Consider the following 11,626-nt stretch of genomic DNA (forward strand, 5'->3'; position numbering starts at 1 on the left):
TCAATGAGTAAACAAAGAATCTATGAATATGCCAAATCATTAAATATAAAAAGTAAAGATGTCATTGACGAATTAAAAAAGTCTGGCGTAGAAGTATCCAACCACATGCAAACATTAGAAAATGATCATGTGAAAACATTAGACAAAGCATTTAAAAAAGACAACACATCTAAAGAGCAGTCATCATCTAAAAAAAATCAGACACCACAAGGTGGTCAAAAGAAAGAACAACCGAAGCAAAATCATAAAAAGCAACACAATCCTTCTAAAAATAACGGTAATGCCAAACATAATAAGAATAATAAGCGTAATAATAAAAATAATAAGCAAAACCGTAATCAAAAACAAAAACAAGCAGCACCTACACCAGAACCAAAGGAAATGCCATCTAAAATTACGTATACTGAAGGTATCACAGTTGGTGAATTAGCAGATAAATTAGGTGTTGATTCATCAGAAATTATTAAGAAACTATTCTTATTAGGTATCATGGCAAATATCAACCAATCACTTGATATTGAAGCGTTAGAGCTAGTTGCTTCTGACTATGGTGTTGAATTAGAAGAAGAAGTCGTCATAGATGATAATGACTTAACGATTTATTTTGAAGATGTGGAAAATGATGCTGATGCATCTGAACGACCAGCTGTCGTTACAATTATGGGTCACGTTGACCATGGTAAAACAACACTCCTTGACTCTATTCGAAATACACGTGTAACTGAAGGAGAAGCAGGCGGTATTACACAACATATCGGTGCTTATCAAATTGAAAACAATGATAAGAAAATCACTTTCCTTGACACACCAGGTCACGCCGCATTTACGACAATGCGTGCACGTGGAGCACAAGTGACAGATATCACGATTTTAGTTGTCGCAGCTGACGATGGTGTGATGCCACAAACGATTGAAGCCATTAACCATGCAAAAGAGGCAGAAGTGCCAATTATTGTTGCTGTAAACAAAATTGATAAACCTACAGCAAACCCAGACCGTGTGATGCAAGAGTTAACAGAATACAACCTCATTCCTGAAGACTGGGGTGGCGACACGATTTTCGTACCACTATCAGCATTAAGTGGCGAAGGTATCGATGACTTACTAGAAATGATTGGACTTGTAGCTGAAGTTCAAGAATTAAAAGCCAATGCTGATAAAGCAGCGGTGGGTACTGTAATTGAAGCAGAGTTAGATAAATCACGTGGCCCAGCAGCATCATTACTCGTTCAAAACGGAACACTTCATGTGGGTGATGCGATTGTTGTAGGAAACACACACGGTAAAGTGCGTGCTATGGTGAACGATCTTGGTAAGCGTATAAAAGTTGCTGGTCCATCTACTCCTGTTGAAATTACTGGTTTAAATGATGTGCCACAAGCAGGTGATCGCTTCGTTGTCTTTAAAGATGAGAAGAAAGCGCGTCGTATTGGTGAAGCGCGTGAACAGCAAAGCATTTTACAACAACGTCAAGAAAGTAAAAATGTATCATTAGATAACTTGTTTGAACAAATGAAACAAGGTGAAATGAAAGATTTAAATGTGATCATTAAAGGTGACGTGCAAGGTTCTGTCGAAGCGCTTGCAGCATCATTAATGAAAATCGATGTTGAAGGTGTCAATGTACGTATTATCCATACGGCAACAGGTGCAATTAATGAATCAGACGTTACTTTAGCGAACGCTTCTAACGGTATCATTATTGGTTTTAATGTACGTCCTGATGCAGGTGCGAAACGTGCGGCTGAAGCTGAAAATGTCGACATGCGTTTACATCGCGTGATTTACAATGTAATTGAAGAAATTGAATCTGCGATGAAAGGTATGCTTGACCCTGAATATGAAGAAAAAGTCATTGGACAAGCTGAAGTACGTCAAACATTTAAAGTATCAAAAGTAGGTACAATCGCAGGTAGTTATGTTACAGATGGTAAAATCACACGTGATTCTGGCGTGCGTATTATCCGTGATGGTGTCGTCTTATTCGAAGGTGAATTAGACACGTTAAAACGTTTCAAAGATGATGCTAAAGAAGTCGCACAAGGATATGAATGTGGTATTACGATTGAAAAATTCAATGATATTAAAGAAGGCGATATTATTGAAGCATACGTAATGGTTGAAGTTGAGCGATAAAATTAAAATCTACATGTTTTAGTTTTGAATAAGGGGACGGAATACACTGGATGTCCGTCCCCTTATTTAACGTTGTAATCCAAGGACTTAAGCAGAGTGATATAGGGTATAATGCTGATAAATATGATAGTATAAACTGAATATTTGAAAAGAAATATTACAAAATTGACTTTCAATTTCAATCGAGAGGTGCAATGATGTTAGTGACAAATATGTGGTTCAATTTAGCTGTCAAAGATTTAAAGAAAAGTATGGCATTTTACAAAGCTATAGGTTTTGAAATCATGCAAAGACCTGAACAGGTGGGCCATATGTTTGGTATAAAAGTAGGTGCGTCCTCTCCTATTATGTTTGTCGAACACCCTACTTTTCGTTCTTATTTACAACAAGAAGTGACCGGTCAAGATGTATTAATCTCGCTTTCCGTAACTAGTGAAAAAGATTTAGATAATTTAATCATTCGTATCACTGAAGCTGGTGGAACACTTGTTCAACCGAAACATGAGCGTGATGGGTTTCTGGGATGTGTATTTCAAGATATCGATCAACATTTTTTCAATGTCCTTGTTTTTAAAGATTGAGTAAGAGAGGATTGCTCATTGACGGAACTTTTCAAAGTCCTTTATAATACGAAAATAAGGAAAGACATCGAACGTGATACAAAAAGAGGTGAAAAATATGAATATGAGAGCTGAACGTGTTGGCGAACAAATGAAAAAAGAATTAATGGACATCATTAATAATAAATTAAAAGATCCACGCGTAGGATTTTTAACGATTACAGATGTACAACCTACGAATGATTTGTCATTAGCCAAAGTGTATTGTACGGTGCTTGGTAGCGATAAAGAGCGCGAAGATACGTTTAAAGGGTTAGAAAAAGCAAAAGGATTTATTAAATCTGAAATTGGTCAACGTATGCGCCTACGTATCGTCCCGGAGTTGCAATTTGAATATGATGAATCCATTGAATACGGTAATCGAATTGAACAATTAATTCAAGATTTACACAAAAAAGATTAAAGTGTCATACTAGGATACGTTACGGATTTGACGTCGACCGTATCCTAGTTTTTTTATGAGTGAGGTGAATGCGATGTATCACGGTATATTACCAGTATATAAGCCTAGAGGTTTAACGAGTCATGATGTTGTATTTAAATTACGAAAAATATTAAAGACCAAAAAAGTTGGCCATACAGGGACACTTGATCCTGAAGTAGATGGTGTACTTCCAATTTGTATCGGTCAGGCAACAAAAGTAAGCGATTATGTCATGGATATGGGGAAAACTTATATCGCTGAAGTGACTTTAGGTAGTGCGACGTCGACTGAGGATCAAACTGGAGAGATAATTGCGCAACGTGCTGTAGCGCACCACGCTTTGACAAACAATCAAATCGATCATATTTTAGAAAAATTTGTCGGTGAGATAACACAAGTACCTCCGATGTATTCATCAGTGAAAGTAAATGGGAAAAAGCTATATGAGTATGCGCGACAAGGACAAACGGTTGATCGTCCATCCAGAAAGGTTCACATTCAGTATATAAAACGATTGAATGATGTCACTTTTAAAGAAGAATGTGCTACATTTAATATAGAAGTGGCATGTGGTAAAGGAACGTATATTCGAACGCTTGCCACGGATATCGGTAAGTGTTTAAATTATCCAGCGCATATGTCTCGCTTAACTCGGACAGATAGTGGTGGTTTCCATATTGATCAAGCTTTATCACTAGACCGTATAGCTGAAATGCATGAAGATGGTACATTATCAGATGCGTTATTGCCGATGCTATATGGTTTAAAAGCTTTGCCGATTGTAAACGTTTCACAAGAAGATTTGAAATCACGGATACTTAATGGCCAAAAATTTAAAAGGCATTTATTTAATTTTCCACATGATTCACAAATTGTCTTCGTTGATGAATCGACAAATGATGTGTTAGCGATATATGAACTACATCCGTCGAATCACGCTGAAATTAAACCGAAAAAGGTGTTTAACTAAAGGAGCATAGGTATATGGAAGTTATAGAAATTACGCATCCCATTCAACCTGAGCAATATATTCAAGACGATATTGCAATTGCATTAGGATTTTTTGATGGCCTTCATCGTGGACATCAAGCATTAATGAATAAATTGGATGAGGTGGCTAAAGCGCGTCATTTAAAAAAAGCAGTTATGACATTCGACCCACATCCTTCTGTGGTTTTAAATCCTAAACAAAAGCGCACAACATATTTAACCCCTTTAGATGATAAACTTAATCTTTTACGTCAATATGATATTGATTATTGCTTAGTTGTTAATTTTTCTTCACGTTTTGCAGAAGTATCTTCAGAAGCTTTTGTAAAAGATTATTTATTGAAAAATAGAGCACAAGTGATTGTTGCTGGCTTTGATTTTACTTTTGGTAAGTATGGTAAAGGTAATATGGCAATGTTACAAGAATATCGAGATTTATTTGAATGTATCACTGTGGGTAAACAGGATATTGATAATGAAAAGATTTCTACGACTGCGATACGTGAGGCTTTAAAAAAAGGTGATTTGCTAAAAGCCAATGAACAATTAGGATACCGCTATCAAATTAAAGGAACTGTCGTTCAAGGAGAGAAACGTGGACGTACAATTGGTTTTCCAACAGCTAATATACAACCTAGCGATGATTACTTATTACCTACCAAAGGCGTTTATGCAGTGAGTATGAAGATTGGTTCCAGTGATAAGATTTATAGAGGTGTCTGCAATGTAGGAGTGAAACCGACGTTCCATGATGATTTGCCTCAAGTGGTAATCGAAGTCAATATATTTGATTTTGATGAAAATATTTATGGTGAACGTGTGATACTTTATTGGCATCATTATTTGCGTCCTGAATTGAAATTTGATGGCATCGATCCGCTTGTAGCACAAATGAATCAAGATAAAGCACGTGCAAAATATTTATTATCTGTTGATTTTGGTGATGATGTACCTTATAATATATAAGGTCTGTAAGTAAAGACTTACGACCTTAGTCTTGGTAGGTTGAGACTCCGACGCCTCACTCGGATTAAGGCATTTTAAACAAATTAAAGGAGGAAATTGACAAATGGCAATTTCACAAGAACGTAAAAACGAATTAATTCAACAATACCGTACACACGAATCTGACACTGGTTCACCAGAAGTTCAAATCGCTGTGTTAACTGCAGAAATTACTGCATTAAACGAACACTTACGTACACATAAAAAAGACCACCATTCTCGTCGTGGTTTATTAAAAATGGTAGGTCGTCGTCGCCATTTATTAAACTATTTACGTGAAAAAGACATTCAACGTTACCGTGAACTTATTAAGTCATTAGGTATCCGTCGTTAATGTGTTTTACATTGAAAGAAAGAGGCCAGGCTTTGGTTTCTTTCTTTTTTTACTATAAGCGTAAACATCAATAGATTCATAAAGCGTTTGTAACGTGTTTAAATCGTAAGCTATAATAAGATTGAAATATATTAGAAATGTATAGAGAAGTAGGAGAGGAGATAACGCATGTCTCAAGAAAAAAAGGTATTTAAAACGGAGTGGGCCAATCGACCGTTAACAATTGAAACAGGTCAACTCGCAAAGCAAGCGAACGGTGCAGTGCTCGTACGTTATGGAGATACAGTAGTTTTATCTACTGCAACAGCCTCTAAGGAGCCACGCGATGGTGATTTCTTCCCATTAACAGTGAACTATGAAGAAAAAATGTATGCTGCGGGTAAGATTCCTGGTGGATTTAAAAAACGTGAAGGTCGTCCTGCAGATGAAGCCACATTAACTGCGCGATTAATTGATCGTCCAATTCGTCCACTTTTCCCAGATGGGTATCGACATGATGTTCAAATTATGAACATGGTATTAAGTGCTGATCCGAATTGTTCACCAGAAATGGCAGCAATGATAGGCTCATCTATGGCACTGAGCGTGTCTGATATTCCATTCCAAGGTCCGATTGCGGGTGTCAATGTAGGATATGTAGATGGTGAATATGTGATAAATCCTAGCTTAGAACAACAAGCCGTCTCACGTTTAGACCTTGAAGTGGCTGGACATAAAGACGCTATTAACATGGTTGAAGCGGGTGCAAGTGAAATCTCAGAAGCGGAAATGTTAGATGCGATTTTATTTGGACATAAAGAAATTCAACGTTTATGTGCGTTCCAAGAAGAAATTATTGCGCATATTCAACCGGAAAAACATGAATTTGTTCCACCAGAAAAAAATGAAACTTTAATTGATTCTGTTAAAGCGAAAGCAGAAGTGCATCAACTTTATCAAGCAATTCAAACTGTTGATAAGCAAGAGCGTGAAGCGAATTTGGATGCAGCTAAAGAAGCAATTATTGCTGAATACCTCAATGAAGAAGATCCTGAAAATGAGGCTTTAATTCAAGAAGTAAACCAAATCGTTAACGCATTAATTAAAGAAGAAGTGCGTCGTCTTATTGCAGATGAAAAAGTAAGACCTGACGGACGAAAACCGGATGAAATTCGACCATTGTCTTCGGAAGTTGGTTTATTACCACGTGCGCACGGTTCAGGACTATTTACACGTGGACAAACACAAGCGCTATCTGTATTAACGCTTGGTTCGATTTCTGAGTACCAAATTATTGATGGTTTAGGTGAAGAAGAACATAAGCGCTTTATGCACCACTACAATTTCCCAAACTTTTCAGTTGGCGAAACAGGCCCTGTACGTGCACCGGGACGTCGTGAAATTGGTCATGGTGCTTTAGGTGAACGTGCTTTAAAATATATTATTCCAGATGAAAAAACATTCCCTTACACGGTTCGTATTGTGAGTGAAGTTTTAGAATCTAACGGTTCATCATCACAAGCATCAATTTGCGGATCTACACTTGCATTAATGGATGCAGGTGTACCAATTAAAGCACCTGTCGCTGGTATTGCAATGGGGCTTGTAACACGTGATGAGAGTTATACGATTTTAACAGATATTCAAGGTATGGAAGATGCGTTAGGTGATATGGACTTTAAGGTGGCAGGTACTCAAGAAGGTATCACTGCAATTCAAATGGACATTAAAATTGATGGTCTTACAAAAGAAGTCATTGAAGAAGCGCTTGAACAAGCACGTCAAGGTCGTTTAGCAATCTTAGACCATATGCTTCAAACCATTGAACAACCACGCCCTGAATTGAGTGCATATGCACCAAAAGTAGAGATTTTGACAATTAAACCAGAAAAAATTAGAGATGTCATTGGACCTGGTGGTAAACAAATTAATGAGATTATCGACGCCACTGGTGTTAAATTAGACATCGAACAAGACGGTACGGTTTATATTGGTTCAACAGAACAAGAGATGATTAACCAAGCACGCGCGTGGATAGAAAGTATTGTACGTGAAGCAGAGGTAGGCCAGGTTTACGATGGTAAAGTAAAACGTATTGAAAAATTTGGAGCCTTTGTAGAACTATTCCCTGGTAAAGATGCTTTAGTTCATATTTCTCAAATTGCAAATGAACGCATTAATAAAGTAGAAGATGTATTGAAAATTGGAGATACACTTCAAGTCAAAGTTACTGAAATTGATAAACAAGGTCGTGTCAATGCATCCCATAAAGTTTTATTAAACTCGAAATAAAAATCTAAATTTAAGAGATGAAGTCGTTCTATTTAGAGATAGACGGCTTCTTTTTTATGCAAATAAATAACAACGTGAGTTGTCATATGTATCAATAAACATTTAACCATTCGGTTTAAGGTAAGGTCAGACCATGTTAATTATCGAATTTTTTAAATGTTACAAATTATTGAAAATTTATAAAAATTTATTATGGAAATAGAATATTCATTTCTTGACGTATATTTACACAGCAATGTATATAAATATTAAATCTGCGGTTAATATTATGTTGTTAAAATATCATTAAATTATTAGATAATTAAAGTATTGATTCGAGTTTAATTAAATGCTAACTTTATGTTAATAAAGATTTAAGGAGGAAGCATCATGATAAACAAAAAGAAATTGGTTACGTCACTTGTCACAAGTTCGTTACTTGCAACTTTCACTTTAGGGTCTTTTGCAGATGCACACACTTACATCATTAATAACGAGGATATTAATAAAAATGCTCAAGAGTCATCGATTGGTACTTTAAAACAAAACAATTTTAAACAGAGTACCATAGATTCGATGAAACCTAGAAATTTACAATCCTTTCAAGAAGATAAAGTATTTAAAGCACCGAAAGAAAAAACACCAATTACAGAGCGTGCTCGAAAATCTGAAAATGCATTATCAAATTCAAAATTAAACGATGTTCGCTCATTTACAACCGTAAATATGAGAACGAATGAAAATGAACGTACAGCTGCTAAATTAAAATATAATGGTAAAAATACGAATGTTTGGGTTGCCGATAATTATATTTCAGATAAACAAGCAAAGAATATTGGAGAAGAATTTGATAATAAAATTGATCCCCTTGTTAAAGAAAAATTTGGTGAACCTTCAGACGTTGACCACGATGGAAAAGTAAATATTTTAGTCTATGACATTAAAGATGATTTTGAAACAACAGGTTCTTACACTGGTGGATATTTCCATCCGAGAGATCTTTACGATGTGCCTCATTCAAATAAAGCAGAAGTCTTTTATATGGACACGTACCCATCAATGGGAACGGATAAAAATAATCTAAATGAAAAGAAAGTCTATTCAACACTTGCTCATGAGTATCAACATATGGTGAATGCGAATCAAAAATTACTCAAAGAACAAAAAGAAGATGGAATGGATGTTTGGTTAGATGAAGCATTTGCAATGGCAAGTGAGCATATGTATTTACAAAAACCTTTAGATCACAGAATTGAATATTACAACAATTCTACATCTATAGCGAATGGTCATTCATTAATTAAATGGAACCATCGCGGTGATGTACTTTCTAACTACGCTTTATCTTATCTCTTTTCACAATACTTGAGTGCACAAAGTGATAATGGCGATAAAATCTTTAAAGAAATTTTACAAGATCCAGCAGATACGAGTGAAGCATTAGAAAATGCAATTCATAAACATGTCGATTCTAAAATGTCATTGGGTGAATTTATGACAAACTTTAGAGTGGCGTTAGAGAAAAAAGAAGCCACTGGCTTACATGGTTTCAAAGGTGAACCAGGCTTTAACAGTATTAGTCCAAAACCAGTTCGTGAGTTACCTCAGACACTTGCACCACAAGGTTCAGTTATGTTTGAAACAACTTCACCAATTCAAACACCTAAAGATAAAGATGAAAACGTTGAATATGTAAAAGTAAAATAAATTATGATGTTTTAAGGGATGAGTCACATATGGCTCATCCCATTTTGTATTAAATAATAACTATGCAATGGGTAGCCATAAGTGAACGCCTAGATGTATAAAATGTGTGAACATTTAAAGTATTGTAAAATTTGGTGTGAATGATGGTGAGGCATTTAAAACCTAAAGTGGTTTTAAGATGATATAATGTAGTAAATACGTTATGCGCTGAGCGAATAGTGAAATAATATAAATTTCTCCATTATAAGAGTAGGTTAAATTAACATATGAATGATGATTAATACCTATATCTATTCATAAACAGTATATTTTAAGACAGACTATAAATGCATCAAATGGACTACATGTTTTAATAGTGTACAGACGCTATGATATCAACTATAATAAAATATGAATGTATGATGGACGGGCTATATTTAATAGGAGGTAACATTTTGAATTTAGTAAAGAAGAAGAATAAAAATATTCGCATCATCCCGCTTGGTGGCGTGGGTGAAATTGCGAAAAATATGTATATTATAGAAGTAGACGATGAAATGTTTATGCTTGATGCTGGACTCATGTTTCCTGAAGATGAGATGTTAGGTATCGATATTGTTATTCCAGATATTCAGTATGTGATAGAAAATAAACATAAACTGAAAGGGATTTTCTTAACACATGGACATGAACATGCGATTGGAGCAGTGACTTATGTTCTTGAACAAGTCGATGCGCCAGTTTATGGCTCTAAATTAACCATTGGCCTTGTTAAAGAAAACATGAAAGCACGTAATATAGACAAAAAAATTAGATATTATGTTGTGAATCATGATTCTGTGATGCGTTTTAAAGGCGTTAATGTAACATTCTTTAATACGACACATAGTATTCCGGATAGTTTAGGTGTCTGTATTCATACCTCATATGGTGCAATTGTGTATACGGGTGAATTTAAATTTGATCAAAGTTTACAAGGACACTATGCGCCAGATATTCAAAAAATGGCTGAAATCGGTCAAAATGGTGTATTCGCGTTACTTAGTGATTCAAACGAAGCTGAAAAGCCAGGATACAATACGCCTGAAAATGTGATAGAGTCTCATATGTATGATGCATTTACAAAAGTTAAAGGCCGTTTAGTAGTATCTTGCTTCGCATCGAATTTTATTCGTATTCAACAAGTATTGAATATTGCAGCGCGACTCAATCGTAAAGTATCATTTTTAGGTCGCTCACTTGAAAGTTCATTTAATATCGCACGTAAAATGGGCTATTTCGATATTCCTAAAGATTTATTAATTCCAATAAACGAAATTGAAAATTATCCTAAAAATGAAATTATAATCATTGCTACTGGTATGCAAGGCGAGCCTGTTGAAGCCTTGAATCAAATGGCACGTCAAAAACATAAAATTATGAATATTGAGCCAGGTGACTCTGTATTTTTAGCGATGACAGCATCAGCTAATATGGAAGTTATCATTGGTGATACATTGAACGAATTGGTACGTGCAGGCGCAGAAATCATTCCGAATAATAAAAAAATACATGCATCCAGTCATGGTTGTATGGAAGAACTTAAAATGATGTTGAATATGATGAAACCTGAATATTTCATTCCAATTCAAGGTGAATTCAAAATGCAAATTGCACATGCTAAACTTGCAAGTGAATCAGGCGTAAAACCAGAAAAAATATTTCTCGTTGAAGCCGGAGATGTGATTAACTTTGATGGTAAAGATATGACATTAAATGAAAAAGTCCATGCCGGAAATGTTTTAATTGATGGTATTGGTGTTGGTGATGTCGGTAATATCGTGTTACGTGACAGACATCTACTTGCGCAAGATGGTATTTTTATAGCAGTTGTAACTTTAGATCCTAAAAATAAACGCATTGCGGCTGGTCCAGAAATTCAATCACGTGGTTTTGTTTATGTACGCGAAAGTGAAGCGTTACTTAAAGAAGCAGAAGAAAAAGTACGTGAAATTGTTGAAGAAGGATTACAGTCGAAACATATTGAATGGTCAGAAATTAAACAAAATATGCGTGATCAAATTAGCAAATTATTATTTGAGAGTACCCGTCGTCGACCAATGATCATTCCAGTCATCTCAGAAATTTAATGTGTGAGATCTAAAGATTAGTAACGTATGAACTCAATCGAATCCCTCTCTT

9 protein-coding genes are annotated in these 11,626 nt (G+C 35.4%); all 9 read left to right on the forward strand.

What is annotated here, in order from left to right; all coding sequences use genetic code 11:
• The first annotated feature begins 3 nt into the window (after positions 1-3).
• The gene (gene infB, locus GJE18_RS04575) at positions 4-2,136 is read left to right on the forward strand and encodes a translation initiation factor IF-2 (RefSeq protein WP_060550916.1); all 2,133 of its coding nucleotides are present in this window, start codon (positions 4-6) and stop codon (positions 2,134-2,136) included.
• A 197-nt stretch (positions 2,137-2,333) separates the two neighbouring features.
• Complete coding sequence (locus tag GJE18_RS04580) at positions 2,334-2,717, forward strand: VOC family protein (protein ID WP_060550917.1); 384 nt, start codon at positions 2,334-2,336, stop codon at positions 2,715-2,717.
• A 97-nt stretch (positions 2,718-2,814) separates the two neighbouring features.
• Positions 2,815-3,159 (forward strand): 30S ribosome-binding factor RbfA, encoded by a 345-nt coding sequence (rbfA, locus tag GJE18_RS04585; RefSeq protein ID WP_037564645.1) that lies wholly within the window; start codon positions 2,815-2,817, stop codon positions 3,157-3,159.
• 73 nt (positions 3,160-3,232) lie between these two features.
• Positions 3,233-4,150 carry a tRNA pseudouridine(55) synthase TruB gene (gene truB / locus GJE18_RS04590; protein ID WP_103346171.1) on the forward strand — a complete coding sequence of 306 codons (918 nt, stop codon included), beginning with the start codon at positions 3,233-3,235 and terminating at the stop codon, positions 4,148-4,150.
• 14 nt (positions 4,151-4,164) lie between these two features.
• A complete protein-coding gene (locus tag GJE18_RS04595) occupies positions 4,165-5,136 on the forward strand; it encodes a bifunctional riboflavin kinase/FAD synthetase (RefSeq protein ID WP_060550919.1) in 972 nt (323 codons plus the stop codon).
• Between the two features lie 103 nt (positions 5,137-5,239).
• Positions 5,240-5,509, forward strand: coding sequence for a 30S ribosomal protein S15 (gene rpsO, locus GJE18_RS04600; RefSeq protein ID WP_037564639.1), 270 nt, complete (start codon positions 5,240-5,242; stop codon positions 5,507-5,509).
• Between the two features lie 168 nt (positions 5,510-5,677).
• On the forward strand, positions 5,678-7,780 hold the full coding sequence (pnp, locus tag GJE18_RS04605; RefSeq protein ID WP_060550920.1) for a polyribonucleotide nucleotidyltransferase: 2,103 nt from the start codon (positions 5,678-5,680) through the stop codon (positions 7,778-7,780).
• A 369-nt stretch (positions 7,781-8,149) separates the two neighbouring features.
• Positions 8,150-9,466 carry a M30 family zinc metallopeptidase gene (locus tag GJE18_RS04610; RefSeq protein WP_060550921.1) on the forward strand — a complete coding sequence of 439 codons (1,317 nt, stop codon included), beginning with the start codon at positions 8,150-8,152 and terminating at the stop codon, positions 9,464-9,466.
• Between the two features lie 434 nt (positions 9,467-9,900).
• Positions 9,901-11,574 (forward strand): ribonuclease J2, encoded by a 1,674-nt coding sequence (gene rnjB, locus GJE18_RS04615; protein WP_037564634.1) that lies wholly within the window; start codon positions 9,901-9,903, stop codon positions 11,572-11,574.
• Positions 11,575-11,626: the final 52 nt, after the last annotated feature.

This window comes from Staphylococcus agnetis (assembly GCF_011466855.1).
In the GTDB taxonomy this organism is placed as follows: domain Bacteria; phylum Bacillota; class Bacilli; order Staphylococcales; family Staphylococcaceae; genus Staphylococcus; species Staphylococcus agnetis.

What these genes read in the sequence shown, in the direction of transcription:
- infB (WP_060550916.1), top strand. Translation starts at nt 4, where the DNA reads ATGAGTAAACAAAGAATCTATGAATATGCCAAATCATTAAATATAAAA.
- GJE18_RS04580 (WP_060550917.1), top strand. Translation starts at nt 2,334, where the DNA reads ATGTTAGTGACAAATATGTGGTTCAATTTAGCTGTCAAAGATTTAAAG.
- rbfA (WP_037564645.1), top strand. Translation starts at nt 2,815, where the DNA reads ATGAATATGAGAGCTGAACGTGTTGGCGAACAAATGAAAAAAGAATTA.
- truB (WP_103346171.1), top strand. Translation starts at nt 3,233, where the DNA reads ATGTATCACGGTATATTACCAGTATATAAGCCTAGAGGTTTAACGAGT.
- GJE18_RS04595 (WP_060550919.1), top strand. Translation starts at nt 4,165, where the DNA reads ATGGAAGTTATAGAAATTACGCATCCCATTCAACCTGAGCAATATATT.
- rpsO (WP_037564639.1), top strand. Translation starts at nt 5,240, where the DNA reads ATGGCAATTTCACAAGAACGTAAAAACGAATTAATTCAACAATACCGT.
- pnp (WP_060550920.1), top strand. Translation starts at nt 5,678, where the DNA reads ATGTCTCAAGAAAAAAAGGTATTTAAAACGGAGTGGGCCAATCGACCG.
- GJE18_RS04610 (WP_060550921.1), top strand. Translation starts at nt 8,150, where the DNA reads ATGATAAACAAAAAGAAATTGGTTACGTCACTTGTCACAAGTTCGTTA.